The sequence below is a fragment of the Roseateles cavernae genome (assembly GCF_040187885.1).
Lineage (GTDB): Bacteria > Pseudomonadota > Gammaproteobacteria > Burkholderiales > Burkholderiaceae_C > Roseateles_E > Roseateles_E cavernae.
Window position 1 is genome coordinate 551,685 of the sequence record NZ_JBDPLH010000002.1, and the last position, 25,354, is coordinate 577,038.

The 25,354-nt window shown below is 70.2% G+C and carries 24 protein-coding genes; 11 read left to right on the forward strand and 13 right to left on the reverse strand.

The genetic code is table 11. From position 1 onward, the window contains the following. Window positions 1-11: 11 nt before the first annotated feature. Complete coding sequence (locus ABGI63_RS09455; RefSeq protein WP_349742179.1) at window positions 12-1,055, reverse strand: ABC transporter substrate-binding protein; 1,044 nt, start codon at window positions 1,053-1,055, stop codon at window positions 12-14. 265 nt (window positions 1,056-1,320) lie between these two features. On the opposite strand from ABGI63_RS09455, the gene ABGI63_RS09460 reads away from it, so the two are divergent. The 5 genes from ABGI63_RS09460 (at window position 1,321) to ABGI63_RS09480 (ending at window position 8,504) form a co-directional block, all read left to right on the forward strand. Further along, the gene (locus ABGI63_RS09460; protein WP_349742180.1) at window positions 1,321-2,016 is read left to right on the forward strand and encodes a hypothetical protein; all 696 of its coding nucleotides are present in this window, start codon (window positions 1,321-1,323) and stop codon (window positions 2,014-2,016) included. Window positions 2,017-2,027: 11 nt separating this feature from the next. Then, complete coding sequence (locus tag ABGI63_RS09465) at window positions 2,028-2,837, forward strand: hypothetical protein (RefSeq protein ID WP_349742181.1); 810 nt, start codon at window positions 2,028-2,030, stop codon at window positions 2,835-2,837. Further along, window positions 2,834-4,138 carry a hypothetical protein gene (locus ABGI63_RS09470; RefSeq protein ID WP_349742182.1) on the forward strand — a complete coding sequence of 435 codons (1,305 nt, stop codon included), beginning with the start codon at window positions 2,834-2,836 and terminating at the stop codon, window positions 4,136-4,138. Before ABGI63_RS09465 ends, ABGI63_RS09470 begins: the two co-directional genes overlap by 4 nt. A 65-nt stretch (window positions 4,139-4,203) precedes the next feature. Further along, window positions 4,204-7,011 (forward strand): methyl-accepting chemotaxis protein, encoded by a 2,808-nt coding sequence (locus ABGI63_RS09475; RefSeq protein WP_349742183.1) that lies wholly within the window; start codon window positions 4,204-4,206, stop codon window positions 7,009-7,011. 5 nt (window positions 7,012-7,016) lie between these two features. Continuing rightward, complete coding sequence (locus ABGI63_RS09480) at window positions 7,017-8,504, forward strand: chemotaxis protein CheW (RefSeq protein WP_349742184.1); 1,488 nt, start codon at window positions 7,017-7,019, stop codon at window positions 8,502-8,504. On the opposite strand, the gene ABGI63_RS09485 is transcribed toward ABGI63_RS09480, so the two are convergent. The 3 genes from ABGI63_RS09485 to wrbA are packed head-to-tail and all read right to left on the reverse strand — an operon-like array spanning window position 8,479 to window position 11,351. Continuing rightward, the gene (locus ABGI63_RS09485) at window positions 8,479-9,525 is read right to left on the reverse strand and encodes a glycosyltransferase family 4 protein (RefSeq protein WP_349742185.1); all 1,047 of its coding nucleotides are present in this window, start codon (window positions 9,523-9,525) and stop codon (window positions 8,479-8,481) included. The two genes, ABGI63_RS09480 and ABGI63_RS09485, sit on opposite strands and share 26 nt — an antisense overlap. A gap of 54 nt (window positions 9,526-9,579) precedes the next feature. Beyond that, a complete protein-coding gene (locus tag ABGI63_RS09490; RefSeq protein ID WP_349742186.1) occupies window positions 9,580-10,746 on the reverse strand; it encodes an MFS transporter in 1,167 nt (388 codons plus the stop codon). Then, window positions 10,743-11,351, reverse strand: coding sequence for an NAD(P)H:quinone oxidoreductase (gene wrbA / locus ABGI63_RS09495; protein WP_349742187.1), 609 nt, complete (start codon window positions 11,349-11,351; stop codon window positions 10,743-10,745). Before wrbA ends, ABGI63_RS09490 begins: the two co-directional genes overlap by 4 nt. Before the next feature lie 98 nt (window positions 11,352-11,449). Between wrbA and ABGI63_RS09500 the strand changes: the two genes are divergently transcribed. Continuing rightward, window positions 11,450-12,400 (forward strand): LysR family transcriptional regulator, encoded by a 951-nt coding sequence (locus ABGI63_RS09500; protein ID WP_349742188.1) that lies wholly within the window; start codon window positions 11,450-11,452, stop codon window positions 12,398-12,400. A 9-nt stretch (window positions 12,401-12,409) separates the two neighbouring features. On the opposite strand, the gene ABGI63_RS09505 is transcribed toward ABGI63_RS09500, so the two are convergent. Beyond that, on the reverse strand, window positions 12,410-13,456 hold the full coding sequence (locus ABGI63_RS09505; protein WP_349742189.1) for an AraC family transcriptional regulator: 1,047 nt from the start codon (window positions 13,454-13,456) through the stop codon (window positions 12,410-12,412). A gap of 118 nt (window positions 13,457-13,574) precedes the next feature. Here ABGI63_RS09505 and ABGI63_RS09510 point away from each other — a divergent pair, with 118 nt between their 5' ends. Beyond that, complete coding sequence (locus tag ABGI63_RS09510) at window positions 13,575-14,771, forward strand: MFS transporter (RefSeq protein ID WP_349742395.1); 1,197 nt, start codon at window positions 13,575-13,577, stop codon at window positions 14,769-14,771. A gap of 65 nt (window positions 14,772-14,836) precedes the next feature. On the opposite strand, the gene ABGI63_RS09515 is transcribed toward ABGI63_RS09510, so the two are convergent. From ABGI63_RS09515 to ABGI63_RS09550, 8 genes are all read right to left on the reverse strand, one after another. Beyond that, window positions 14,837-15,400, reverse strand: coding sequence for a YbhB/YbcL family Raf kinase inhibitor-like protein (locus ABGI63_RS09515; RefSeq protein WP_349742190.1), 564 nt, complete (start codon window positions 15,398-15,400; stop codon window positions 14,837-14,839). An 89-nt stretch (window positions 15,401-15,489) separates the two neighbouring features. Continuing rightward, entirely contained in the window at window positions 15,490-16,272 is a 783-nt protein-coding gene (locus ABGI63_RS09520) for a helix-turn-helix transcriptional regulator (RefSeq protein WP_349742191.1), read from the reverse strand. Between the two features lie 114 nt (window positions 16,273-16,386). Beyond that, window positions 16,387-16,719: a DUF1330 domain-containing protein gene (locus tag ABGI63_RS09525; RefSeq protein WP_349742192.1), complete on the reverse strand. Its 333-nt coding sequence runs from the start codon at window positions 16,717-16,719 to the stop codon at window positions 16,387-16,389. Between the two features lie 89 nt (window positions 16,720-16,808). Then, window positions 16,809-17,459 carry a glutathione S-transferase gene (locus ABGI63_RS09530; protein WP_349742193.1) on the reverse strand — a complete coding sequence of 217 codons (651 nt, stop codon included), beginning with the start codon at window positions 17,457-17,459 and terminating at the stop codon, window positions 16,809-16,811. A gap of 30 nt (window positions 17,460-17,489) precedes the next feature. Further along, on the reverse strand, window positions 17,490-18,722 hold the full coding sequence (locus tag ABGI63_RS09535; protein ID WP_349742194.1) for a M20 family metallopeptidase: 1,233 nt from the start codon (window positions 18,720-18,722) through the stop codon (window positions 17,490-17,492). Next, on the reverse strand, window positions 18,719-20,503 hold the full coding sequence (gene uraD / locus ABGI63_RS09540) for a 2-oxo-4-hydroxy-4-carboxy-5-ureidoimidazoline decarboxylase (protein ID WP_349742195.1): 1,785 nt from the start codon (window positions 20,501-20,503) through the stop codon (window positions 18,719-18,721). Before uraD ends, ABGI63_RS09535 begins: the two co-directional genes overlap by 4 nt. 7 nt (window positions 20,504-20,510) lie before the next feature. After that, window positions 20,511-21,446: an allantoinase PuuE gene (gene puuE / locus ABGI63_RS09545; RefSeq protein WP_349742196.1), complete on the reverse strand. Its 936-nt coding sequence runs from the start codon at window positions 21,444-21,446 to the stop codon at window positions 20,511-20,513. Window positions 21,447-21,549: 103 nt separating this feature from the next. After that, the gene (locus ABGI63_RS09550; RefSeq protein ID WP_349742197.1) at window positions 21,550-22,254 is read right to left on the reverse strand and encodes a GntR family transcriptional regulator; all 705 of its coding nucleotides are present in this window, start codon (window positions 22,252-22,254) and stop codon (window positions 21,550-21,552) included. 50 nt (window positions 22,255-22,304) lie between these two features. Here ABGI63_RS09550 and uraH point away from each other — a divergent pair, with 50 nt between their 5' ends. The 4 genes from uraH to ABGI63_RS09570 all read left to right on the forward strand — a co-directional run bounded on the left by uraH (window position 22,305) and on the right by ABGI63_RS09570 (window position 25,185). Beyond that, window positions 22,305-22,658 carry a hydroxyisourate hydrolase gene (gene uraH, locus ABGI63_RS09555; RefSeq protein WP_349742198.1) on the forward strand — a complete coding sequence of 118 codons (354 nt, stop codon included), beginning with the start codon at window positions 22,305-22,307 and terminating at the stop codon, window positions 22,656-22,658. 7 nt (window positions 22,659-22,665) lie between these two features. Continuing rightward, window positions 22,666-23,469 (forward strand): xanthine dehydrogenase accessory protein XdhC, encoded by an 804-nt coding sequence (gene xdhC / locus ABGI63_RS09560; RefSeq protein WP_349742199.1) that lies wholly within the window; start codon window positions 22,666-22,668, stop codon window positions 23,467-23,469. A 124-nt stretch (window positions 23,470-23,593) separates the two neighbouring features. Further along, a complete protein-coding gene (locus ABGI63_RS09565) occupies window positions 23,594-24,241 on the forward strand; it encodes a lamin tail domain-containing protein (RefSeq protein ID WP_349742200.1) in 648 nt (215 codons plus the stop codon). Window positions 24,242-24,261: 20 nt separating this feature from the next. Then, window positions 24,262-25,185, forward strand: coding sequence for an SdiA-regulated domain-containing protein (locus ABGI63_RS09570; protein ID WP_349742201.1), 924 nt, complete (start codon window positions 24,262-24,264; stop codon window positions 25,183-25,185). Window positions 25,186-25,354 lie beyond the last annotated feature (169 nt).

The window sequence follows — 25,354 nt, forward strand, 5'->3', positions numbered from 1 at the left end:
ATGAGCCCGCCTCAGCGCTTGGGCGGCAAGACATCCAGCTCGGCCTTGCTGGGCAGGAAGGCGCCGTTCCAGACCGCCTCGGGGACGACGCGGGTCTTGGTGCCATAGGCATCCGAGATCTGGCTGGCCATCAGGGCCAGGCGCGGGGCCAGGACCTGCCCGAAGCCCTCGGCGCGCGCATCGGGGCTGGCGATCACGGCATCGATGGCCAGGCGCAGGCGGCGCTTCTCCAGCGCCTCGTTGATGATGCCGTCGCGCTGCTTCACATAGGCAATCGAGGCATCCGGATTGGCCATCACTTCCTTGGCGCCCTTGGCAAAGGCCAGCAGAAAGGCCTTGACGACTTCGGGCTTCTCCTTGAGCAGCTTCGGGCTGGCGATGATGGCGTTGCCGTAGAGCTTCACGCCGTGCTCGGCATAGGGAAAGATCTGCACATCGGCGGCCTTGATGCCGCGCGCTTCCAGGTTCAGCAGCGAGGTGAAGGAGAAGCCGGTGATCGCATCGATGTCCCCGCGCACCAGCATGGTCTCGCGCAGCGGCGGGTCCATGCTGGTCCAGGCCACATTGCTGATCTTGTTGGCCTGGGCAAAGATGGCGAAGCCCTTGCGGCCGGCGTCGAACACCGGGGCGCCGAGCTTCTTGCTGCTCAGCTGCGCGACGCTGCTGATGCCGGACTTCTTCAGCGTCAGCACCGCGGCCGGCGTGTTGTTGTAGACCATCATCACCGCGACCGGCTTGTTCGGCGCATCGGGATTGTTGGCATGGAACTCCATCAGCGCGGCCAGGTCGGCAAAGCCCAGGTCATAGGAGCCCGAGGCCACCCGGGTCACCGCGCCGCCGGAGCCGTTGCCGGCGTCCAGCGTCACATCGAGGCCGGCGGCCTTGAACAAGCCCTTGGCGATCGGCTGCAGGAACAGCGCCGACGGGCCCTCGAAGCGCCAGTCGAGCTGGAACTTGAGCGGCGTGGTCTGGGCCTGGGCGGCGGCGGCGAAAGTGCCGAGGGCGGCCAGCGTGGCGGCGGCCAGCCAGTGGCGGCGGGTGCTTGTTGTCAGCATCGGGATGTCTCCGTGAATCTTGCAAGGAATAAGGAAGGGCCAGGTCTTGCCGACCCGGCGATCCACTCTACGGAGCAATCTCCATGCCATCAAGCCAGGCCTTGCCGCGGCGTGGTCGCAATGCTGCATACAAGGAATTGATGAAACTGTATGCAATCTGTCTGCACCAAGATGGGATGCGTCGCCCCTTTGTGTGGCGTTCTAGGGTTTGACGCCCGGGCGCGTCCGCTCCAGACTGCGGCATCGCGACAAGCGGAGCCCAGGCATGAGCGGCACGGTGGAAGAACGGCTGGCGCGCATCGAGCAACTGCTGCAGGCCCAGCCAGCGCCGGCAGCGGCCCCATCGGAAGCCCGGTCAGTGCTGGCCTGCGCCGCCGCCTGGATGGGCGCCGAGTTGCCCAAGCTGGTCGCCGCGGCGGTCGTGCTGGTGCTGGGCTTTGCGCTGAAGGACTCGGTGGACCTGGCGATCAAGCAGCGCCAGCTCGACCTCTCCTACACCAAGGAGATGCAGGGCCTGCTGATACAGCTCGGCGGCAAGGGCAGCGAGGCCGAGCTCGGCAGCGCCGCCACCCTGCTGGCCTCTTATGGCGAGCCGGCGCTGCCGGGGCTGATGAGTCATCTGCGCCAGAGCGGCATGGGTGGCGCGGCGGCGGCCGAGGGCCTGAATGTGCTGGCGCTGCGCGAGCCCGAGCTGGTCTGTGCCGCCTTGCCCCGGGTGCTGGGCCTGCGCCAGCAGTATGAGTGGCAGGCGCAGGAAAAGGTCGTGCTGATGCTGGGCCAGCATGGCTGCGGCAAGGCCCGGCCGGCGCTGCGGCGCTATCGCGGCCTGGTGGAGGCGGCGCTGGCCGGGCGGCCGGCCGGCTTCGAGGCCCTGGTGCGTGTCAAGCCCGAGGGGGCGGGCGAGGTTTATCCGCGGCTGCTGAAGTCGGTCGACGCGGCGCTGGCGATGCTGGACGAATGAGGGAGACCGCGATGAGGAAACACTGGCTGAGCTGGCTTCTGGCTGTGGGCACCGGTGCGGCCCAGGCCGTCATCATCGATTGCGAGCCCCAGGCCGGCAGCTTCACGGTCCTGCTCAGCGAGCCGAGCGGCGAGCTGCTCAAGCCGGCCGAGCTGAAGAACTATCTGGAGCGTCTGCAGTTCGAGCTCGACCAGAACCGCAATGCCCGCTGGATCAATCTGCCCGACACGCCGGTGCGCTTCGTCGCCTGCCCGGGCCGCGCACCGGCACTGGACGGGCGCGAGCACAACCCGCGCCTGGTCGACGGCCTGCACACGCGGCGGGTCCTGCTGGAGGTCTGGGGCCAGCTGTCCAGCGAACCCGGGCCCGGCGGCACGAGCCAGCCCAGCGCGCAGCTGAGCTATCTGCTGGTGCCGCTGCGGCAGGCGGCCAACCAGAACGAGGCCGCCGCCGGCGCCTTGCAGCGCCTGAGCTACCCCGAGCCGGGCGCCACGCCGATCCGGGACCCGGTCCAGCTGGTGGCGCGCTCCAGCGATATCGATGCCTTTGTCGCCAGTGCCTTCGGCTTCAAGCTGCTGCGCGAGCGCAGCTTTGACACGGCGCATCGCAATCTGTGCCGCGCCGATGTGCTGCTGGCCGCCCTGGCCAAACGGCCGCTGGAGGGACGGACCAAGAGCGAGCTGGAAGGCCTGCGCGCCTTTGTGCTGACATCGGCCGGGCGCGCGATCAGCGAGGCCAAGGCCGACGCGGCCTATCCGAAGACCGGCCTGCTGCGCCTGCGAGCGAGTGCCAAGCCCTGCGACGAGGAGGCCAAGCCATGATGCGCCGCTGTCTATACGTCCTGATGAGCCTGCTGGCGGTACTGGCCGGCCCGGCGCGCGCGGCCGGCATGGAGCCCTGCAGCTATGCCTCGGTGTTTCCGGGCGCGGCGCTGAATGCCCTGGTCCTGCCTTATCACGCCGACACCCGCGATGGCCGCCCACCGCCGCCCGAGCTGCAGCTGGCCAGCCGCCAGATCGCCGCGCTGGTCCATCTGGAAGTGCTGATGGGCCTGCTGAAGTACCCCTCGATAGGCGCCAAGCATCTGTGGGCCGAGCCGGGCGAGGTCTGCGATGTCGATGTGATCGTCGGCCGCATCACCCGGGTCGGTGCGTCGGGCGCGCTGCGGCCGGGCCAGGGGGCGGTGCTGGTCTGGGGCCGCTTGTTCGAGCAGGCCGGCGAGTTCTATCTGCAGAGCTATCTGCGCTTTGTGCGCCAGGTTGGCGAGGGCGGCGGGGCTGAACAGCTGTGGTTCAAGAACGGGCCGCTGCAGCTGCGCGGCAGCCTGCCGACCCAGGCCATCGCTTTCGCGCCACGCCGCATCAGCCGGGCCGAGCTGGCCCAGGTGGACCGCGATTTCCGCCAGGCCATGGTCTTGCGGCCCCGGCCCGAGCGCGGCGCTGCCGGCCGGTCCATCGAGTTCTCGCCCCACCAGGCGCTGGCCTATTGGGTCAGCGAGGCGCGCGGCGAATGGTTGCATCTGCAGTCGCAGCAGGGCGGCCCTGGCGGCTGGGTGCAGGTGGCGGCTCAACCGGGTGAGCAGGCCGCCTGGTCGCTGCAGCGCTGGCTGCCCGAGCTGGCCTATGTCGATGCGGTCTCGGCCTTTGTGCGGCTGCGGGTCGACGGGCTGACGGCCGCCCAGCGCACCCGCACGGCCGCCTTGATGGAGCAGGGCCTGAGCCGCTATGAGCGCGCGGTGCCGGCCGATCTGGCGCCCGGCGCCTGGGGGCTGGCCAGCGCGCTGCGCGGCTGGCAGGCCTGGGAGCAGGGGCGCTACGAGCCGGCGCTGGCGCTGTTCGAGCAGGCCCAGGTGCAGCTGCCGGCCTATGCCGGCGCGCGCCAGCTGGCGGCGCTGGCGCGGGTGGCCGTCGGCCCCGGGGCCCTGACCGCTGACAGCGCGGCGCGGCTGTCGCGCGAGCTGATGGCCGCGCTGGCGCTGGCGCCGGACAACGCCCAGCTGCTGGGCAATCTGGAGCGGCTCTACGGCTTCTACGAGCAGCAGCGCCCCGACTGGAGCCCCTTCGAACCCGAGGCGCTGCGCGAGCGCCAGCTCATCGTGCGGGCCGCCACACGCCGTGATTGACCGGGGCGCCTCGCTGTCACTACGATGGGCCGCCGCCTGCCGGGCTGTGCAAACAGGGAGAGAAGATGACCTATTCGTCGATTCCCCAGCTGTCGGAGGTGCCGATAGCGGCGCTGGCCCATGCGCTGAACCAGCAATACCTGACCCTGGTGTTCGAGGTCAGCAGCGGGCTGCTGCTGGATGCCAACGAGCTGGCCCTGCAGACGCTGGCGCTGGAGCGCGGGCGGCTCGGCAGCATCGACCGCGATGCCCTGCTGGGCCTGGATCTGCTGGCCATGCGCACGGCCTGGAATGCCGCGCTGGGCGCCGCCGATGGGGCCGCCACGGTCACGCTGCCGGCCCGGCCCGGCGATGGTGGCGCCACCGCGATGCTGGAGGGCTGGCTGTTTGCCAACGAGGCGCGCAGCCGGCTGACCCTGGTGGCGCTGGACACCACCCAGCAGCGCCTGGCGGCGGCCGACCTGAGCGCGCGGGTCGGCGCGATCGCGCGGGTGCAGGCGGTGGTGGAGTGCGATCTGGACGGCCACATGCTGAGCGCCAACGACAACTTCCTGACCCTGATGGGCTGGAGCCTGGCCGAGCTGCAGGGCCAGCCCTATGCGATGTTGTGCGAGCCCGCCTATGCGGCGGGGCCGGAGTTCAAGCGCCTGTGGGAGCGGTTGCGGGCCGGCGAGTCTCAGGAGGGCGAGTTCGTGCGCCTGGCCGCTGACGGCCGCAAGGTCTATGTGCGTTCCAGCTACAACCTGGTGCTGGGCGTGGACGGCAAGCCGCTGCGCGTCGTCGAGTATGTGCTGGACATCAGCGCCGGCAAGCTGGGCAATGCCGAGCTGCTGGGCAAGGTGGCGGCCATCAACCGGGCCCAGGCGGTGATCGAGTTCGATCTGCAGGGCCGGGTGCTGGATGCCAACAAGAACTTCCAGGAGCTGATGGGCTACAGCCTGGCCGAGGTGCGCGGCCAGCATCACAGCATGTTCTGCGAGACCGAGTATGCGCAAAGCCCCGAGTACACCGCGCTCTGGACCCGCTTGCGCGGCGGCGAGATCGACGGCGGCGAGTACAAGCGCCTGGGCAAGAACGGCAAGGAGGTCTGGATCCAGGCCAGCTACAACCCCATCCTCGATCTGGACGGCCTGCCCTTCAAGATCGTCAAGTTTGCCTACGACATCACCGGCGCCAAGCTGCGCGCCGCCGAGGCCGAGGGCAAGGTGGCGGCGATCTCGCGCTCGCAGGCGGTCGTCGAGTTCGATCTGCGCGGCAACATCCTGAACGCCAACGAGCGCTTTCTGCAGCTGGTTGGCTACAACCTCGAGGAGCTGCGCGGCAAGCACCACCGCATGTTCTGCGAGCCCGAGTACGCGGCCGGCGAGGACTACCAGCGCTTCTGGCAGAAGCTGGGCCGGGGCGAGTTCGACGGCGGCATCTACAAGCGCCTGGCCAAGCAGGGCCAGGAACTGTGGCTGCAGGCGACCTACAACCCGATCTTCGATTTCGAGGGCCGGCCGCTGAAGATCGTCAAGTTCGCCCATGACGTGACCGAGGCCAGGCTCAGCAATGCCGAGTTCCAGGGCAAGGTCAACGCGATCAGCCGGGCCCAGGCGGTGATCGAGTTCGACCTCAAGGGTCATGTCTTGACGGCCAATGCCAACTTCCTGCAGCTGATGGGCTATGCGCTGGAGGAGGTGCGCGGCAAGCACCACCGCATCTTCTGCGACCCGGCCTACGCCGGCAGCGAGGCCTATCTGGGCTTCTGGGACAAGCTGGCGCGCGGCGAGTTCGACAGCGGCGAGTACAAGCGCCTGGGCAAGAACGGCAAGGATGTCTGGATCCAGGCCACCTACAACCCCATCATGAATCCCGAGGGCCGCATCACCAAGATCGTCAAGTACGCGATCGACGTCACCGCCGCCAAGATCCGCAGCAGCGAGGTGGAGAGCCGGGTCAGGGCGGTGGACCTGGGCCTGGGCGCGATCGAGTTCGATCTGGACGGCAATGTGCTGGCCGCCAACGAGAACTTTCTGCGCACCATGGGCTACAGCCTGCGCGAGGTGGTGGGGCGCCACCACAGCAGCTTCTGCCCGCCCGAATACATCACCTCGGAGGAGTACCGCGACTTCTGGCTGCGCCTGGGCAAGGGCGAGCATCGCAGCGGCCGCTTCCAGCGTGTCGGCAAGTTCAACCGCGAGGTCTGGATACTGGCCACCTACAGCCCGATCTTCGATATGAAGGGCCAGCCGCGCGGCGTCATCAAGTACGCGGTGGATGTCAGCGACCAGGTGCGGCTGGAGCGGGATGTGCGCCAGAAGACCACGGCGATGGGCGTGACGATCAGCGCGCTGGACCAGGCGATCGCCCGCATCGGCCAGTCGACCCAGGCCGCCGCCGCACTGGCCGGCGCCACGCAGGAGAATGCCCAGCAGGGCTTTGCGGCGCTGCAGAAGGCGATCGAGTCGATCGAGCTGATCCAGACCAGCAGCCGCCAGATCGGCGAGATCGTGCGGGTGGTCGGCGACATCGCGGCCCAGACCAATCTGCTGGCCTTCAATGCCGCGATCGAGGCGGCCCGGGCCGGCGAGCATGGGCTGGGCTTCTCGGTGGTGGCCGGCGAGGTGCGGCGCCTGGCCGAGCGCAGCTCGGAGGCGGCCCATGCGATCACCAAGCTGATCGAGGAGTCGGGCGAGCGGGTCGATACCGGCTCGGAGCGCTCGGCCAAGGCGCGCGATGCCTTCGAGGGCATCGTCTCCAGCGCCGGCAAGACCAGCGACTCGATCCGCCAGATCGCCGAGGCCGCCCAGGCCCAGCAGGGCGTGGCCCGCGAGGTGGCCGAGCTGGTCGCCGGCCTGGGTAGCGGCGCCGGTGCGGCGGCGCCGCGCTGAGGCCCATGATGGCGGCGACCGGCCTGCGTTTCGGCCTGATACGGGTGGGCGGCTGCACGCTGGGCATCGATGTCGCGGCGGTGCGCGAGGTGATCCATTGCCCGGCGGCCCTGGCCCCGCTGCCCGGCGCGGCGGCCGAGCTGCGCGGGGCCATCGATGTGCGCGGCAGCGTCGTGCCGGTGCTGGATCCGGCGCCGCTGCTGGGGCTGGCGGCGGCCCTGCCGACGCCGCAGCGGGTGATACTGCTGCTGCGCCTGGGCACGGCCGAGCGGCCGCTGCTGCTGGGCCTGCTGCTTGACGGCGTTGGCAGCATCGTGGCCCCGGCCCGGCTGCATGGCCTGGAGCCCGCCGTGGCTGACAGTGCGCCTGGGCTGCTGACTCACGCGTTCGCGCTCGATGATGCGCCGGCCGATGCCGGCCTGGTGGCCGTGCTGGACCCGGCCGCGCTGGCCCGGCTGGCGGGCGCGCCCCTGGTGGCCGAGGCGCGCGAAGCAGGCGAGACGGGCGCCACCGCCGCCGCCGGCCCGCGCGAGCCCTGCCTGCTGTTCGAGGTCGGCGGCCATGGTCTGGCGATTGCCGCAGCCCTGGTCGAGACCACGGTGCCGCAGGCCCAGATCCTGGGCAGCGAGCTGCGCGGCGGTCTCTGCCTGGGCGTGATCCACCATCATGGCCAGGAGATCCCGGTGGTCGACAGCCTGCAGCTGCTGGGCCTGGGTCGCAGCCCGGCCGCGGCGCTCAGCGATGTGCTGGTGCTGCGCCTGGGGGCCGGGCGGCTGGCCCTGGTGCTGGACCTGGTGCGCGATATCCGCCACCTCGCCGCCCAGGCCTTGCTGCCGCTGCCCTTCTTGGGCCTGCGGCGTCCCGAGCTGTTTGCCGGCCTGCTGCCGCCCGAGCAGGAGGCGGCGCCGGTGCTGCTGCTGCGCAGCGCGGCCCTGCTGGCCGAGCCGGTGCTGCAGGCGCTGGCCGGGTTGAGCCACCCGATCCCGGCCGCCCGCAGCCACCGCCGGGCCGAGCTCGCCTCGCCCGAGGCCGCCGAGGCTGCAGGCCAGGGGCCGCAGACCAGCTATCTGACCTATCGCCTCGACACCGAGCTGGGCACGCCGCTGACCCAGGTGCGCGAGATCATGCGACTGCCGCCGCAGCGCGGCGCCGCCGCCTCGGATGCGCCCGGCATGCTGGGCCTGCTGCTGCATCGCGGCCAGGCCCTGCCCCTGGTCTGCCTGCGCACGGTGCTGGGCCAGGCCCGGCCGTCGGCCGATCACGCCGACGCGATGGTGCTGGTGGTGGATGACGAGGGGGGCGGCGCGGTCGGCTGGGTGGTGGACGGGCTGACCGGCATCGAGCCCGCGCGCTGGCTCCGCGAGGCCCCGGCCGATGCCGATCCGCGCGACCTGTCGCTGCAGGCGCTGGTCGAGGTGGGCGGCGGCGAGCAGCGCCGCACCCTGCCGGTGCTCGAGCTACGCCGGCTCAGCCGCGCCTGCAGCGCGCGATGAAATCCACCAGCTCGCTGACCACCGGCCCGGGCGCCGAGAACGCGCGCGCGCGCTGGTGCAGCCGGGCCAGGCCCGGAGTCTGCAGCGAGGCAATGGCGGTGGCCAGCGCGGCCGCGATGCTGTCGGCATCGCCGGGGTAGGCGCGCGGGCAGTGGTCGCCGAAGTTCAGCGCATAGGCCTCGTCCAGCGTCTGCTCGGTGATCGCGCCGATGCAGCCGCCAAAGCCCAGGCCCACCGCCGCGCAGCCGCGCATCAGACCCTCCATCAGCGCATAGCCGGCGCCGGTGATCACATCGATGCGCTCCAGCAGCGGCGCCGGGTCGGCCACCATGCCGCTGAATTCGGCGTTCAGTCCCAAGGCGGCGGCCTTGGCCTGCAAGGCCTTCAGATGGCTGCCGCCGCCAATCACCAGCACACGGTAGCGCTCACGCCCGGGCAGCCGCGCGATGGCTTCCAGCCAGGCCTCGCAGCGCGGGCCCTTGTGGCCGCTCAGGCGCGAGCAGTAGCCCAGAGTGATCGGCCCCTCGGCGCTGCGCTCGCGCAGCGCCGGCATGGCTATCGGCAGCCGGCTGCCCAGCACCGGAGGCTGGTGGGCGGCGCCGCCATCGGCGATCAGCTGGGCATAGGTGGCACGCAGGGTCTCGCACATCGTGACCACGCCGTCGGCATTGCCGAACAGCTGCAGCCACTGGGCCATGCGTTCGAGGCCGTGGCCGTTGTGCATGCAGGCCAGCCAGGGGATGCCGGCGCTGGCCTTGAGTTGGTGGGCGAAGCGGGCCTGGGTGTAGCTGTTGACGAACAGCAGGTCGGGCTTGAGTCCCCGCTTGAGCCAGGGCCGGGCCAGTGGCTCCAGCAGCGGATGGGCCGGCGGCAGGCGCAGTGCCCGGCCGGCGCCGAAGTCGCTGCGGGCCGGCCAGACATGGATCTCGTGGCCTTGCGCCACCAGCTCCCGCGCCAGGATGCGGTTGTAGGTGGTGATGCCGTTGGGCGAGGTGTCGCGGAGCAGGAGGAGGAGGCGCATGGGGCACGGCGGGCGGGCAGGGCTGCACTGTAGCGCAGGCATCGCTGCCTTCGGCTATGCGGCTCGGGCCCCCGGACGCCAGAACAGCGTGACTACCATGGCCAGGGCCGCTGCAGCCACCCAGGCCGCAGCGGCCGGCCAGCCATGGCTGTCCACCGCGCGGCCCACCAGCAGCGGCCCCAGCGCCTGGCCCAGATTGCTGCCCTGCATCAGCAGGCCCACGGCGAGCGCGGCCTGCGCCGGCGTCGCGCACTGCTGCGGTACCGCCGACAGCAGGCTGGCCGGGATCAGGCCTCCCACCGCCGAAAACAGCAGGCACAGCGCGAAGGCCGCCCACGGGTCCAGCACCGGCAGAAAGATGCCCAGCGCGCACAGCCCCATCGTGAGCGCCGCGCCGCCTCCCAGCGCCGCGCGGCTCAGCCTTTGCAGCAGCAGGCCGGCGGCGAGATTGCCGACGATATTGGCCGCGCTGGCCAGCGCCGCCAGCAAGCCCACCGTCGCTGGCCCCACCTGCAGACGCTGCTGCAGCAGCACCGGCAGAAAGCTGAAGAGCGCGAAGAACATCAGGCTGTAGAGCAGGAAGCTCGCAGCCAGTGGCAGGGACCGCCAGACCTCGGCCACCCGAGCCGGCGGCCTCGACCCCTCGGCGCCGGCCGGCGCCTGTGGCACCGCCCAGCCCACGGCGGGCATGATCAGGCCGGTGACCAGCGCTGCAGCGGTCCAGAGGCTGCGCCAGTCGTCGAACCGGGGCCCGGTCAGCATCGCCAGCGCGATGCCGGCCGGCATGAAGCAGCTCCACAGCGCCAACGCGGCGTTCCGGTCGGCCGCAGGCACCAGCCGTCCCAGCAGCGTGGGCCCGGCCACGGTGATCAGCAGAAAGCCCAGGCCTTCGATCACCCGCGAGACCAGCAGCAGCGCAAAGCTGCCGGTGGCCAGGGCGAGCACCGAACCGAGCAGCGTGGCCAGCAGCCCGAGCAGCAGCATGGAGCGATCCCCGGCGCGGGCCACCAGCGAGCCCGCAGCCACCCCGCCCAGCGCCCCCAGCACGGCGAAGGTGGCGCCCAGGCCGCCCAGCATCGCCAGGCTCAGGCCAAGCTCGGCCTGCAGCTGCGGGGCGGCAATCGCCACCTTGCCCAGCTGAAAGGCCGAGGCCACCCCGGCGGCCACCACCAGCCAGACGGCCCGCCAGTCGCTGCGCGGCGGCATCTCCGCGCGCCTCATGCCGGCGCCTGTGCCAGCGCCCCGGCGATCCGCGCCACATGGCGGCCCTGGTAGCGGGCCGCCTCGATCTCGTTGCGGCTGGGTTGGCGATCGCCGCCTCGCCCGTCGTCGGCCAGCGTGGACGCGCCATAGGGCGAGCCGCCTGTGATCTCGTCCATGCGCAGCTGGCCCTTGTAGCTATACGGCAGGCCCACCAGCACCATGCCCAGATGCAGCAGCACGATGTGCGTCGACAGAATCGTCGACTCCTGCCCGCCATGCTGGCTGCCGGTGGAGGTGAAGACGCTGCCCACCTTGCCCACCAGCGCGTCCCGGGCCCACAGGCTGCCGGCCTGGTCCAGGAAGTTCTTCATCTGCGCCGCCATAGCGCCGAAGCGCGTCGGTGTGCCGATCACGATGGCGTCGTAGTCGGGCAGCTCCTCCACCCGGGCCAGCGGCGTGTCCGGCGCCGTCTTGTAGCGGGCCGCGACGGACGCCGGCACCAGCTCGGGCACCCGCTTGACGACCGCCTCGGCGCCGTGGCTGCGCACCCCCTCGGCCACAGCGGCGGCCATGGTCTCGATATGGCCGTAGGACGAGTAGTAAAGAACCAGAACCTTGCTCATGTGCCGAACCTCCTGTGTGGAATGAGGCCAGTATCGGCAGCGCTGCTGATCGACGGAAGCCATAAAATTCAGAGATTCTTGATCTATAAAATCGATCAATGCTGGACGCTCTCACACTCGATCAGATGCGCATGTTTGTCACCGTGGCCGAGGCCGGCAGCTTCCGCGCCGGGGCGGCGCGCCTGCTGCGCGCGCAGTCGGCCGTCAGCCATGCCATCGCCAATCTGGAGCAGCAGCTCGATGTGAGCCTGTTCGACCGCAGCGGCCACCGCCCCACGCTCACGGCGGCGGGCGCGGCCCTGCTGGAAGACGCCCGCGCCGTGCTGCTCAAGGTCGACTTCATGCGGGCCCGCGCTCGCGGCCTGGGCGAGGGCGTGGAGATCGAGCTGTCCCTGGTGGTGGACACGCTCTACCCGCTGCCTCTGGTGGCTGCCGCGCTGGGGGAGCTGCGCGAGGCGCTGCCGGCGGTGCGCCTGCGCCTGAGCGTGGCGCCGCTGGGCGGGCCGCTGCAGGCGCTGCGCGAGCGGCGCTGCGACCTGGCCATCATGGCGGGCGAGGATTTTCTCGACCCCCGCATCGAAACCGAGGCCTTGCAGACGGTGCCCATCGTGGCGGTGGCCGCTGCCAGCCACCTCCTGGCCCGGCGCCGCCAGGCGCTCACCAGCGCGGACCTGGCCGACCAGCTGCAGATCGTGCTGGAGGATCCGACGGCGCTGTCCGAGGGGCGCGACTTCGGCGTGCTGTCGCCGCAGACACTGCGGGTCGGCACCCAGGAGGCCAAGCGCGCGCTGATACTGGCCGGCGTCGGCTGGGGCCGGCTGCCGCGGTGGACGGTGGAGCGCGAGCTGGCCGAGCAGCAGCTGCTGCCGCTGGCCGCCACCGCGCTGGGCCCGCAGGGCGTGGCGCAGGTGCAGACCTATCTGGCCCGGCGCAGCGATCGCAGCCTGGGCGTCGCGGCGACGGCCTTGCGGGCGGCGCTGCATCGGCTGGCAACGCTGCCGCACCGCGCAGCCAGGGCTTCGCACCGCGCCACCAGCGCTTCGCGCTGAGCGCGCCGATCAGGGCCTTGAGGACCTGCGCGGCGGCGCCTTGCGGCCCTGCTGCTCGGCCCGGGCGCTGCTGGGCGGCTGGCCAATGATGCGCTTGAAGGCGCGGCTGAACGAGGCCTCCGAGTCATAGCCCAGGCGCTCGGCGGCCACCGCGATGCGCATGCCCTCGTGGCTGATCCAGCGCCGGGCCTGGAACATCTTGACCTTGGCGACATATTTCGCCGGGCTCTCGCCCATCGTGCGGGTGAAGGCCTCGGCAAAGCTCGAGCGCGAGGCGCCCATCAGCTCGGCCAGGGCCGGCACGCTCCAGTCGCGCTCGGGGTCGGCATGGATGGCCGCGATCACCTGGCCGATCCGGGGGCAGCGCACCGCCGCGACCCAGCCGGTCGAGCTGCCGCAGCCGCGTTCGACCCAGGCGCGTATCACGCTGGCCGCCAGCGCATCGGCCAGCCGTGCGAGCAGGCCGCAGGCGCCGATGCGCTCCAGCCTGACCTCGCGTTCCATCGCCTCCAGCAGCGCCGGCACGGTGGGATCGCGCTGCGCCAGCTCGCCGGCCAGCATCAGCTCGGGCATCATCGCCACCAGTGGATGCAGCGGATCCAGATTGAAGCGCAGCGCCGCGCAGAACATCAGGTCGGGCGTCGGTGTCGAATCGCTGATCTCCGGTGCACCGGCCTCGTGAGCCTCGCCGCCGACCAGGTAGATATTCTCCGAGACCGCGACACGGGCCAGCGAGTCGACATCGACCGCCGGCACCTCGGGCGCACTGGCGATGATATGGAAACTGCCGCGCGGCAGCAGCACCGCATCGCCCGGCTGCAGCTGCAGCCATTCGCTGGTCTGTGTGCGCAACCAGCAGCCACCGCTGCCGACGAAATGAAAGCGCGCCGCGCGCTGCGCCGGGAAGGCCACCGCCCAGGGGGCTTGCAGCAGGCAGCGGCCGTATTCGACGCCGTCCAGGCGCAGGCCGCGCAGGATCTCGGTCAGCATATCGCGCGGGCCCGGGGCCGGCTCGGGCGAGGGGCTGTGAGCAGGCTTGGATAAAAGATCAAGCATTTCGGATATTCCGGCATGGAAACGCCGGGATCCTATCTCTAAGCTGGGCGCTCAGTCCACTACAACGGCCTCCAACGTGTCTTCCTCGACCTGCTCTGCGACCCTCGCTCCGAACGCCGTGGCCTTGCCCGGCAGCCCTGAACCCTCGGCCGCCGCCGCCCGCTGGCCCGCCGTCGTCTCGCTGGCGCTGGGCGTGTTCGGCCTGGTCACGGCCGAGTTCCTGCCGGCCAGCCTGCTGACCGCGATGGCCGCCGACCTGGGCGTCAGCGATGGCGCCGCCGGCCAGGCGGTCACCGCGACCGCCCTGGTCGGCGCGGTCGCGGCGCCGGCGATACCGCTGCTGACGCGCCGGCTGGACCGCCGGCTTGTGATGCTGGCGCTGACCCTGCTGCTGCTGCTGTCCAACGTGCTGACGGTGCTGGCCGACAGCCTGGCCTTGCTGCTGGCTGCCCGGGTGCTGCTGGGCGTGGCGCTGGGCGGCTTCTGGTCGATGTCGGCCGCGCTGGCGCTGCGCCTGGTGCCCGAGCCGCTGTTTGCCCGCGCGATGTCGCTGATACTGACCGGCGTCTCGGTCGCCACCGTCGGCGCCGCACCCATCGGGGCCTGGATGGGCGATCGATGGGGCTGGCACAGCGCCTTTGTCGCGGCCGGCGTGGTCAGCGTGGTCACGCTGCTGGTGCAGTTCTTCACGCTGCCGGCGCTGCCGCCGCGCGACAAGCCCGATCTGCGCGTGCTGGGCGAGCTGCTGAGGCGGCCCAATGTGCGCATGGCCCTGCTGGCCGTGCTGCTGGTGATCTCCGGGCACTTTGCCGGCTTCACCTATATCCGCCCGCTGATGGAGCAGGTCACCCAGCTGTCGGTCGGCGCGATCACCGCCGTGTTGCTGGGCTATGGCGTCGGCGGTTTCTTCGGCAATTTCGCCGGCGGCTGGATCGCCCAGCGCAGCGAGCGCCACGCCATCGTCAGCGGCGGCGCGCTGATCGCGGTGCTCGCGGCCAGTCTGCTGGTCGCCGGCAGCTCGGTGCTGGTCACCGCCGTCGCCGTCACGCTGTGGGGCTTTGCCTTCGGTGCCTTCCCGGTCGGCTTCCAGACCTGGATCGTGCGGGCCGCGCCCGATCAGGCCGAGGGTGCCGGCGGCCTGCTGGTCGCGGCCTTCCAGATCGCGATCGCCAGCGGCGCCATCTTCGGCGGCCTGCTGGTCGACCATGTCGGCGCGCTGGGCGGCCCCGGCTTCGCGCTCGTCGCGTTGAGCCTGGGCACCTTGTTGACCCTGCGTCACGGCCCGCGTCCGGCGTCCGGGCCTTCGGTACGGTGAGGCCCTGACTGAAGCGAAGATAGGTCCGCTCTTTCTTCACCGTCGAGCAGGGCCGGCTCGGCCGCTCAGGGCTTGGCCTTGGCCCGGCCGTACTTGGCGGTGAAGCTGGCCTGGCCCAGTGCGTTGGCCTTGATCATGTAGCCGGCCAGCGCGGCGGTGGCGTCGGCGGGGAGTTCGAGCTTGTCGGTCTTCAGCGCGTAGACGGTGAAGATGTAGCGGTGCGGCTTGTCGCCCTGCGGCGGACAGGTGCCGCCCCAGCCGGCGACGCCGTAGTCGATGCGCACATGGCTGGCGCCCTTGGGCAGATTGGCGCCGCCGACGGCGCCGGCATCAGGCTTCAGTTCATTGACATCGGCGCCCAGATTGATGACGGACCAGTGCCACCAGCCCGAGCCGGTGGGAGCGTCCGGGTCGTAGACCGTGACCGCAAAGCTCTTGGTGCCGGCGGGCGCGCCGCGCCATTGCAGGGCGGGCGATTTGTTCTCGCCGCTGCAGCCGAAGCCATTGAACTCGAAGCGCGGGTCGATCGTGCCGCCGGACTTGATGTCGGGGCTGCTGAGCTGGAAACCGACGGCGTGGGTCAGGGTGGCGGTGACGAGCAGCGCGCCGGCAACAAGCGTGTGTTTCATGGGGCCTTCCGTGTTGAGAGGAGGCCGAATGATGCAGCGATCAAACGCGCCGCGCTAGCCCGACGGCGTCATTCGCTGTGCGCTGCGGCTCAGGGCCGCAGATGTGAGGGCGCGTAGCCGAAGCGCTGGCGGAACGCCGCCGAGAACCGGCTGTGGGAGTCGTAGCCGCAGCGAGCCGCGATTTCCGAGACCTGCAGGTCCGAACCCTGCAGCAGGGCCATCGCGGCCTCCAGCCTGACCTCGCGCACGCAGCGGCTGAGCGAGGTGGCTTCATCGGCCAGCCGGCGCTGCAAGGTGCTGGCGCTCAGATGAAATGCGCGGGCGACCTCGTCCACCGTCCAAGCGGCATGGGGGCGCTGGCCGACGAGGCGGTGTACGCGGTCGGTCCAGCCCAGCTCGCGCGCCGGCGCAAACACCAGGCCGCGTTCCGCAAGCAGCAGCAGGACCTCGAGCGCGCGGTGTTCGCGCAGGGCTTGCGAGGCCTCGGGATCCAGCAGCGCCGCGGTCGCATGGTCGAAGCTGGCCGCAAAGGCCTCGTCCGCCACCGTGCTGGCGCAGCTCTGCACGGCCGGTGTCGCGGTGAACTGGGCAAAGCGCTCGTGAAACCGCTCGATGAGCGGCGGCGCAAAGCCCATCATGCGTGCCTCGTAGTGGCCACCTGCGGCCGGCTCGTTGATCATGTCCCACTGGGTCGAACGCGGGATGACGAAGACCTGGCCGGTGGCAAAGCGGGTCTCGCCGAAGGGCGTGGACAGGCGCTTGCGGCCCGACAGCACCCAGCCCACCAGATCGTCGCGCACGGTGGCGGTGCGGACCCGGTGCGGCACGCGGGTGGAAATGAGCTGGGCGCTGGCGCCTGGGCAGGGGTTCATGGCGGGTGGTCGGGAGGAGCGGGCCGGCGGGCCGTCGATGATTCATGCATCGATCAGTACCCGGGCGGCATTGTGACCCGCCCCGCCCCGCCCCGGGCAAGACCTGACTCCTGTTCAGGCCCCCACGCCCGCCAGGATGTCGGTCGCCCGGTGCCCGCCGTCCACGCCGTCAACGAGGATCACCTCGCCGATCGAGTTGCGGCTGCGCAGCGGCACGATGACCTGGTAGTCCTCGGAGCGGTACCAGGCGCGGGCGCGTGCCAGGTCGGGGAACTCGACCACGACGATGTCGCCGATCCACTGACCCTCCATCGCCTCGGCGCTAGCGCCATGCACGCGGAACTGGCCGCCGAAGGGCGCCAGCGTGGCGTCGATGCGCTCCAGGTAGTGAACGATGTCCGGACCGAATTGGACGTCGCGGAGATGGGCGATGGCGAAGGCGGGCATAGGGTGGGCTCCGTTGTTGATGGCTCCACTGTGCGCGAGTGGCTGCTTTGTGGCGATGACCTGCGAGGTCATCGTCAGGCCCGATCCGATCACGCGGCCGGTGCCGGAAACTCCACCGCCTGCCCGACCGGCAGCTTGACCATGCAGGCGGCGAACAGCGCGCTGCCCAGCCACTGCGCCAGCCAGTGCTGCAGCGCCGGCCACCGCGCGCGCTGCGCCGCATCGCCAAACCAGTCGGGCTCCACCGCCGCGAACTGGCGAACGAAGGGAAAGATCGCCAGATCGCTGGCGCAGGGCGAGTCGCCGCCCAGATAGGCTTGACCCTGCAGCCGCTGCTGCAGCGGCGCCAGCAGTGCGGCCACGGCGTGGTCGCGATGCCGGCTGCGGTCGGCGTCGGGATAGCGGTCAGGGTATTTGTAGCGGTCGAGATGGTGCTTGAACTCGCCGTCGTTGATGCCGAGCAGCGCCAGGTTCTCGGGCGTCTGGGCGCGCTGCCAGAAGCCGTCGGCATCGGCCGGCGCCAGGGCCCAGCGCATGATGTCCCAGCTCTGCTCCAGCACCGGCCCATCGCTCAGCCGCAGCACCGGCACCGTGCCCTTGGGTGACAGGGCCAGCAGCTCGGCCGGCTTGTCGCGCAGCACGATCTCGTGGGCACGAAAGCGCAGCCCGGCCTGCAGCAGGGCCATGCGGGCCCGCATCGCATAGGGGCAGCGGCGGTAGCTGTAGAGCAGTGGCAGCATCACGAAGCGGCTGGCTTTTTTCTGTGTACCTCAGCCCTGCAGCAAGTCGTACAAGCTTCGCGCGACGACCTTGGTCGCGCGCCGCAGGTCCTCCAGCACCAGATGCTCGTCGGCCCGCTTGGCATGGCTTTCCAGCACGGTGCGCGGGCCGGCGCCGTAGATCGCGGCCGGGATGCCCTGTTCGCCATAGAGGCGCACATCGGTGTAGAGCGGCGTGCCCGAGGTCGGGATCGCTTCGCCGAAGACCGCCGCGCCATGCTTTTGCAAGGCCTCGACCAGGGGCTTGTTGCCGGGCAGCGGCTGGAGCGCACGGGCCAGCAGCAGGCGTTTGATCTCGACCGTGATGCCGGGATAGCTGGCGGCCGCCTGGGCAATCACTTCGCGGATGTTCGCCTCGACCGCGACCGGATCCTCCTCGGGAATCATGCGGCGGTCCAGCTTCAGCACCACCTTGCCGGGCACGACATTGGTGTTGGTGCCGCCCTCGATGCGGCCGACATTCAGATAGGGGTGCGTGATGCCCTCGACCCGGCTGCTGACCTTTTTGTATTCGAGGTTCTGCGCATACAGCGCGTTCAGGATGGCGGCCGCGCCCTGCAGCGCGTCGACGCCGGTGTCGGGGATGGCGGCGTGTGCCATCTTGCCGTGTACCGTGACTTCCATCTGCAGGCAACCGTTGTGTGCGGTGACGACCTGGTAGCTGAAACCAGCGGCCAGCAGCAGATCGGGCTTGGTGAGGCCCTGTTTCAAGAGCCAGCCCGGGCCCAGTTCGCCGCCGAATTCCTCGTCGTAGGTGAAGTGCAGCTCGACGCCGCCCTTCAGCGGCGCGTTCAGCGACTCCAGCGCGCGCAGCGCAAAGGTGTAGCTGGCGAAGTCACTCTTGCTGACGGCGGCGGCACGGCCGTAAAGCTTGCCGTCCACAAGCTCGCCGCTATAGGGGCCGTGCGTCCAGCCCTCGCCGGGCGGCACCACATCGCCATGCGCGTTCAGCGCGATGACCGGGCCGCCGGGGGCGAAGGAGCGACGCACGATCAGATTGGTGATCGATTCCAGGCCATAGGCCTTGACCTCGGCCTGGGGCACCGCATGCAGCTCGGCCGTGTAGCCCATCGCGGCCAGCAGCTCGGCGGTGCGCTCGGCGTGCGGCGCGTTATTGCCGGGCGGCGTGTCGGTGGGCACCTGGACCAGGGCCTGCAGATAGCGCACTTGCTCGTCGAAATGCGCGTCTATCCACCGATCGAGTTGTTCGTAGCGAGTGTTCATGGGCGGCATTCTTCGGCGAGGTTGTGCAAGAGGCTTTGAAAGGCCTGGACGCAGAGCTGCGCGTCGTCGGCGCTGATGGATTCCAGCGGGTTGTGGCTGATGCCCGCGTTGGCGCCGCGCAGGAAGAGCATGGCCTGCGGCATGGCCTCGTGCAGCTTCATCGCGTCGTGGCCGGCGCCCGAGGGCATGCGGTAGACCGGCAGGCCCTGGGCGCGCACCGCGGCTTCCCAGCGGGCCTGCCAGGCCGGGTCGCTGGGGGCGGCATCGGCCGCCATGGTCTGCTCCAGCGTGAAGCTCAGGCCGCGGCGCTCGCAGAGGGCGGCCAGCTCGGCGCGCACATCGGCGTCCAGCGCGTCGCGCGCGGCGTTGGTGGTGGCGCGCAGGTCCAGGCTGAACAGGCAGCGGCCCGGCACCACGTTGATCGAGCCGGCCGGCACCTGCAGCATGCCGACGGTGCCGACCACATCGGGCACCGCGGTGGCACGCTTCTCGACAAACAGGATCAGCTCGGCGGCGGCGGCGGCGGCGTCGCGGCGCCGGTCCATCGGCGTGGTGCCGGCATGCGAGGCCATGCCGACGATCTCGCACTGGTAGCGCAGGCTGCCGTTGATCGAGGTCACGACGCCCAGCGGCAGGTCGATCTCGTTGAGCACCGGCCCCTGCTCGATATGCACTTCGACAAAGCCCAGGTACTGCGCGGCATCGCGCTGCAGCGAGGCGATGGCGCGCAGCGTCGCCGGCAGGCCGGCCGCGCGCATCGCGTCGGCCATGGAGATGCCGTCGGCGTCCAGCTGATCCAGCCAGCGCGGGTCGAACTGCTTGATCAGCGCGCCCGAGCCGAGGAAGGTGGCCTTGTAGCGTTGGCCTTCTTCCTCGGCGAAGCCGACCACCTCGATGCCGAAGGGCAGGCGCCGGCGCTGCGCGCGCAGCTCGCGCACGCAGGCCATGGGCACGAAGATGCCCAGCCGGCCGTCGTACTTGCCGCCATTGCGCACCGTGTCGTAGTGGCTGCCGGTCAGCAGGCGTTTCGCATTCGGTTCGGCGCCGTGATAGACGCCCACCACATTGCCCACCGCGTCGAGGCTGACCTCGTCGAAGCCGCAGTCGTCCAGCATCCACTGCTGCAGCTGCGCGGCGCAGGCGCGGTGCGCCTCGGTCAGATAGGTGACGGTAAGTTCGCCGCGCTCCTTGAAGCCGGGGTCGGAATGCACGGCCAGGGCCTCGGCCCAGTCCCAGACCTGCTCGCCCAGCGCGGGGCTGGCGCCGAACTTGTCGTTCAGGCGGATCTCGGCGATGCGGTGGATATTGCGCAGGCATTCGGCCCGCTCGAAGTCCGGATGGCCGGCGAGCCGGCGCGCCAAGGTCGCGATGATCTCGCTGCGGGGCAAGCCCTGACCCCGGGGGCCGCGCACCGCGAGGATGAAGGGCCAGCCGAACCTGGCGCTGTAGTCGGCGTTGAGCTGCTGGATGCGGGCGAACTCCTCGGGCGTGCAGGCGGTCAGGCCGGCCTTGCTCTGCTCCTTGCTCGATTCGGCCGTCAGCGACTGGGCCACCATGGCCTTGCCGGCCAGCTCGGGGTGGGCGCGTATCAGGGCCAGCTGCTCCTCGCGGCTGGCCTCGCGCACCGCGCGGGCCAGGGCCAGCTTCAGCTGCGCCAGGGTCGCGAAGGGGCGGGCGGCGGCGGCCCGCTCGGCCACCCAGGGCGAGTGCTCATAGGTGCCGTCCAGCAGCGCGACGAAGTCGGCATCGCTGGCGGCGTTCAAACGGGTCAGGGTCAGCATGGCGGCCTCACTCCCAGACAAAAGCGGTGTTTGCATCGAAGGGATGGGTGGCGCGCCAGTGCCGCGCGATGTCGACGCGGCGGCAGACCCAGACGCGGTCGTGCTTCTCGACGTGGTCCATGAAGCGCTGCAGCGCGCGCATGCGGCCGGGTCGGCCCAGCAGCCGGCAGTGCATGCCTATGCTCATCATCTTTGGGGCCTCGTCGCCCTCGGCATAGAGCACATCGAAGCTGTCGCGCAGGTACTCGAAGAACTCGTCGCCATGGCTGAAGCCCTGGGGCAGGGCGAAGCGCATATCGTTGCAGTCCAGCGTGTAGGGCACGACCAGGTGCGGGGCCAATGCGCCGTCGCTCTTCCTGACCTGCAGCCAGAAGGGCAGGTCGTCGCCGTAATAGTCGCTGTCGTACTCGAAGCCGCCGTAGTCGGCCACCAGGCGGCGGGTGTTGGGGCTGTCGCGGCCGGTGTACCAGCCGGAGGCTCGCTCGCCGGTCAGGCGCTGCAGCAGGTCCATGCCGATCTCCATATGCTGGCGCTCGGTGGCCTCGTCCATGCCCTGGTAGTGGATCCAGCGCCAGCCGTGGCAGGCGATCTCATGGTTCAGCTCGACCAGGGCTTTCGTCAGCTCCGGGTGGCGCTCCAGCGCCATGGCCACGCCGAACACCGTCAGCGGCAGCGCCCGCTTCTCGAACTCGCGCAAGAGGCGCCAGACCCCCACCCGCGAGCCGTACTCGTAAATGCCTTCCATGCTCAGATGCCGCGCCGGAAAGGCCGGCGGGTTGAACATCTCGGACAGGAACTGCTCGCTGCCGGCGTCCCCATGCAGCACCGAGTTCTCGCCGCCTTCCTCGTAGTTCAGCACGAACTGCAGCGCGATGCGGGCCTGGCCCGGCCACTGCGGATGCGGTGGCTTCTCGCCGTAGCCGATCAAGTCTCTGGGGTACATGTCAGCCCCTCGTTCGATGAGTACATCGCCCGATCCCCCGAGGGGATGGGGGCCCGCTTGGGGCGGCCCGGCGCTGGGCCCCGGCCAGTTTGCATCAGTGTTTTCATGGTGAGAGCACGCTCTTCAAATCCTTGACACGCGGGTTCAGCCGCAGATTCGCCTCGACATTGCCCAGATGCGCCTCCAGCAGCTTCAGCGCGGCCTTCTTGTCGCCGCGCTCCAGTGCGTCGACGATGGCTTCATGCTCGGCCTGCGATTCGGCCGCCGAGTGGCTGCTCTGGTACATCAAGGCGATCAGCGAGCTGCGCGAGAGCAGATCGGTCAGCAGCTGGGCCAGCACCTCATTACCCTGCATGCGCGCCAGGATCACATGGAAATCGGCCAGCAGCCGGGTGCGGCCGCTGACATCGGTATGGGCCACCGCCTCGCGCTCGGCCTTCAGATGGGCGCGCAGCTGGGCGATCTGGGCCTTGGTGATGGTGACGGCCAGCTGGCCGATCATCGCCGCCTCCAGCATCTTGCGCACCTCGAAGACCTGGCGCGCTTCCTCGACGCTTGGCTGGGCCACAAAAGCGCCGCGCGCCGGCTCCAGCGTCACCAGCCTATCCCGGCTGAGCTGGTTCAGTGCCTGACGCACCAGCGTGCGCGAGACCTGGAAGATGTCGGCAATCTGCTGCTCGGCCAGCTTGGTGCCGGGCATCAGCCGGCGCTCGACGATGGCCTGGGTGATCGAGTCGGCGATCCGGTCGGTGGCTGTGACGGACTCGGCGGCCCGGTCGGAGACCGGTTCAAGAGGTTTGGCGGGCATTGTGTTCCGAAGTGTATACACTTTGCCGCTTGAACTCGGAGGAACAATCGATGGGCAAGCTCACCACCCATGTGCTGGACACCATGCACGGCAGCCCGGCCGCCGGCATGGCCGTGACCCTGTACCGCCTGGACGGGCGCGAGGCGCGCGAGCTGAAGACCCTGAAGCTGAACGCCGATGGCCGTGCCGACGGCCCGCTGCTGGAGGGTCAGGCCTTGCTGGCCGGGCGCTACCGCCTGGTGTTCGGCGTCGCGGCCTATTTCAAGGCGCGTGGCGTGCAGCTGCCCGAGCCGGCCTTTCTGGACGAGGTGCCGCTGGACTTCGGCATCGCCGATGTGGGCTCGCACTACCATGTGCCCTTGCTGGCCAGCCCATGGAGCTATTCCACTTACCGCGGTAGCTGAATGCCTTATGCGTGAATGGCAGACCTTGCAACAGGCACTGGCGCAGGGGCCGGCCGTGCTGGTGACGGTGGACCAGGTACAGGGCAGCGGGCCGCGCGAGGTCGGTGCCTGGATGGCGGTGACGCCGGACCGGCTGTTTGCCACCATAGGCGGTGGCCAGCTGGAGTTCGAGGCGATCGCCCAGGCGCGCGCCGCGCTGGCGGCCGGCGTCGTGGCCGAGCCGCTGCGCCGCTATGCGCTGGGGCCCAGCCTGGGGCAGTGCTGCGGCGGCGTCGTGCATCTGCGCTACGAGCTGCTGGGCGCAGCGGATATCGGCGGTCTGCGGGCGCGGCTGGCGCAGGAGGAGAACCTGATGCCGGTGGCGCTGTTCGGCGGCGGCCATGTAGGGCGGGCCATCATCGCGCTGCTGGGCCGGCTGCCGGCCCGGGTGCTGTGGGTGGACAGCCGCGACGAGATCTTCCCGGCCGAGCTGCCCGACAATGTCGGCGCCGAGCATTCCGACCCGGTGCAGGCGGCGGTGCAAGACCTGGCCCCCGGCTCCCTGGTGCTGATCATGAGCTTCAGCCATGCCGAGGACCTGGACGTTGTCGCCGCCTGCCTGCAGCGCCAGCGTGAGCGTGGCGATCTGCCCTATGTGGGCCTGATCGGCAGCAAGAGCAAATGGGCCAGCTTCCGCCAGCGTCTGCTGGCACGCGGCTTTTCCGAGGCCGAGCTGGCCCATGTCACCAGCCCGATCGGCGTGGCCGGCATCAGCGGCAAGCAGCCCGAGGTGATCGCGATCGCGGTGGTGGCCCAGCTGCTGCAGGGTTGAGGGCTGGCCCGCCGCCGCTTCCCACCCCCGATCCGCGGGGGTGGTCATAGCACTGTCGCGGGCCTGTCATCGACGCCTCCTAACTTGCCGACTTCGGTCACAACAAGCAAGCCAGGAGCTGATGATGAGCAAGACGATTTCCCGCAGCCTGATCGCCGCCACTCTCGGCCTGGGCAGCCTCGCTGCACAGGCCCAGGTGCAGATCACCGAGTGGCTCTACAACACCTCGGAATTCATCGAGTTCACCAACCTCGGCAGCACGGCCGTGGACTTCAGCGGCTGGTCCTTCGACGACGACTCGCGCCTGGCCGGTGTCGTGAATCTGTCGGGCTTCGGCCTGGTGGGCGCCGGCGAGTCGGTGATACTGGCCGAGTCCGATGCGGCCGACTTCCGTGCCGCCTGGGGCCTGGCCGCCAGCGTCAAGGTGATCGGCAATAACGGCACCAATCTGGGTCGCGCCGACGAGATCAATCTGTTCGACGGCGCCGGCCAGCTGGTCGACCGCCTGACCTATGGCGACCAGGCACGCGGCACGGTGCGCGCCGACACGCGCAGCGGCAACCCGCTGAGCCTGGCCGATCTGCAGCAGACCACGCCCACCCGCTGGGTGCTGGCCTCGGACGGCGATGCCTTCGGCTCGCGCCTGTCGCTGGACGGCGGCATCGGCAACCCGGGCCAGTTCGCACTGGCCGTGCCCGAGCCCTCGAGCTACGCGCTGCTGATCGGTGGCCTGGCCTTGCTGGCCGGCGTGGCACGCCGCCGCGCGAAGTAAGCAAAAAGGCGGGCACGATCATGAGCATCAAGAAAACCCTGCTGGCGCTGGCCCTGTCCGTGGGCGCTTTAGGCGCCTCGGCCGCCGGCCTCGATCTGTCGCGCTACCAGCTCGGCGCCAACTACGCGCTCGACACGCTGGGCGGCATGGGGCTGGAAGCCTCGGCCGTGACCTACGCGCGCGACCGCAACAGCCTGTTCTTCGTCGGCGACGAGGGTCTGGGCGTGGTCGAGATCTCGCTGACCGGCCAGACCTTGGGGCATATGCGCTTCTCCGGCTGGCCGGCCAACAGCACGCACCACGACGCCGAAGGCCTGGCCTATCTGGGCAATGGCCAGCTGGTGGTGGTCGACGAGCGGCCGCAGGACGCGCACCGCTTCACTTACCAGGCCGGCGGCAGCATCAATCTGGCGAATGCCCAGTCGGTGTCCTTTGGCGGCAATGCCGGCAATCTGGGTACCGAGGGCATCAGCTATGACCCGCGCAACGGCGGCAGCTTCGTCACCGTCAAGCAGGGCAGCCCGCAGGCCGTGCTGGCCGGTGGCCTGAACTTCGCGACCGGCGCCTCGACGATGAGCGCACTGTTCAACCCGACGCTGCTGGGCCTGGCCAGCCTGTCCGATGTGCAGACCCTGGCCTCGGTCGATGCGCTGGCCGGCACGGCGGCGGCCGACCATCTGCTGATACTGAGCCTGGAATCGCAGCGCCTGGTCGAGGTCAACCGCAGCGGCCAGATCCTCTCCAGCCTCGAACTCAGCGGCCTGACCCAGCAGGCGATCGAGGGCGTGACGGTGGACGAGAAAGGCATCATCTACCTGGTCGCCGAGGACTCCGGCTTCGGCAACTCGCGCCTGATCGTGCTGACCCCGGTGCCCGAGCCGGCCAGCGTCGCGCTGATGCTGGCGGGCCTGGGCCTGCTGGCCTGGCGCGCAAGACGGCGCTGAGCGGCGCTGAAAGCCGCCGGGGCGCGGCGATGGTGTGAGGCAAAACTGTATACACTTCTGCTCACACATCGCCGCGGCGCCCGGGTGCAGCCATCCGGTCAGCGCGATGCTTCGCCGGTTCACAGCGCCCGCAGTGGTGGGCCGGCCCATCGTCCGCTGGGTGCTGCTG

Excerpts from the sequence above, each read along its gene's own strand:
- ABGI63_RS09455 (WP_349742179.1), bottom strand. The coding sequence starts at position 1,055 with ATGCTGACAACAAGCACCCGCCGCCACTGGCTGGCCGCCGCCACGCTG.
- ABGI63_RS09460 (WP_349742180.1), top strand. The coding sequence starts at position 1,321 with ATGAGCGGCACGGTGGAAGAACGGCTGGCGCGCATCGAGCAACTGCTG.
- ABGI63_RS09465 (WP_349742181.1), top strand. The coding sequence starts at position 2,028 with ATGAGGAAACACTGGCTGAGCTGGCTTCTGGCTGTGGGCACCGGTGCG.
- ABGI63_RS09470 (WP_349742182.1), top strand. The coding sequence starts at position 2,834 with ATGATGCGCCGCTGTCTATACGTCCTGATGAGCCTGCTGGCGGTACTG.
- ABGI63_RS09475 (WP_349742183.1), top strand. The coding sequence starts at position 4,204 with ATGACCTATTCGTCGATTCCCCAGCTGTCGGAGGTGCCGATAGCGGCG.
- ABGI63_RS09480 (WP_349742184.1), top strand. The coding sequence starts at position 7,017 with ATGATGGCGGCGACCGGCCTGCGTTTCGGCCTGATACGGGTGGGCGGC.
- ABGI63_RS09485 (WP_349742185.1), bottom strand. The coding sequence starts at position 9,525 with ATGCGCCTCCTCCTCCTGCTCCGCGACACCTCGCCCAACGGCATCACC.
- ABGI63_RS09490 (WP_349742186.1), bottom strand. The coding sequence starts at position 10,746 with ATGAGGCGCGCGGAGATGCCGCCGCGCAGCGACTGGCGGGCCGTCTGG.
- wrbA (WP_349742187.1), bottom strand. The coding sequence starts at position 11,351 with ATGAGCAAGGTTCTGGTTCTTTACTACTCGTCCTACGGCCATATCGAG.
- ABGI63_RS09500 (WP_349742188.1), top strand. The coding sequence starts at position 11,450 with ATGCTGGACGCTCTCACACTCGATCAGATGCGCATGTTTGTCACCGTG.
- ABGI63_RS09505 (WP_349742189.1), bottom strand. The coding sequence starts at position 13,456 with ATGCTTGATCTTTTATCCAAGCCTGCTCACAGCCCCTCGCCCGAGCCG.
- ABGI63_RS09515 (WP_349742190.1), bottom strand. The coding sequence starts at position 15,400 with ATGAAACACACGCTTGTTGCCGGCGCGCTGCTCGTCACCGCCACCCTG.
- ABGI63_RS09520 (WP_349742191.1), bottom strand. The coding sequence starts at position 16,272 with ATGAACCCCTGCCCAGGCGCCAGCGCCCAGCTCATTTCCACCCGCGTG.
- ABGI63_RS09525 (WP_349742192.1), bottom strand. The coding sequence starts at position 16,719 with ATGCCCGCCTTCGCCATCGCCCATCTCCGCGACGTCCAATTCGGTCCG.
- ABGI63_RS09530 (WP_349742193.1), bottom strand. The coding sequence starts at position 17,459 with ATGCTGCCACTGCTCTACAGCTACCGCCGCTGCCCCTATGCGATGCGG.
- ABGI63_RS09535 (WP_349742194.1), bottom strand. The coding sequence starts at position 18,722 with ATGAACACTCGCTACGAACAACTCGATCGGTGGATAGACGCGCATTTC.
- uraD (WP_349742195.1), bottom strand. The coding sequence starts at position 20,503 with ATGCTGACCCTGACCCGTTTGAACGCCGCCAGCGATGCCGACTTCGTC.
- puuE (WP_349742196.1), bottom strand. The coding sequence starts at position 21,446 with ATGTACCCCAGAGACTTGATCGGCTACGGCGAGAAGCCACCGCATCCG.
- ABGI63_RS09550 (WP_349742197.1), bottom strand. The coding sequence starts at position 22,254 with ATGCCCGCCAAACCTCTTGAACCGGTCTCCGACCGGGCCGCCGAGTCC.
- uraH (WP_349742198.1), top strand. The coding sequence starts at position 22,305 with ATGGGCAAGCTCACCACCCATGTGCTGGACACCATGCACGGCAGCCCG.
- xdhC (WP_349742199.1), top strand. The coding sequence starts at position 22,666 with ATGCGTGAATGGCAGACCTTGCAACAGGCACTGGCGCAGGGGCCGGCC.
- ABGI63_RS09565 (WP_349742200.1), top strand. The coding sequence starts at position 23,594 with ATGAGCAAGACGATTTCCCGCAGCCTGATCGCCGCCACTCTCGGCCTG.
- ABGI63_RS09570 (WP_349742201.1), top strand. The coding sequence starts at position 24,262 with ATGAGCATCAAGAAAACCCTGCTGGCGCTGGCCCTGTCCGTGGGCGCT.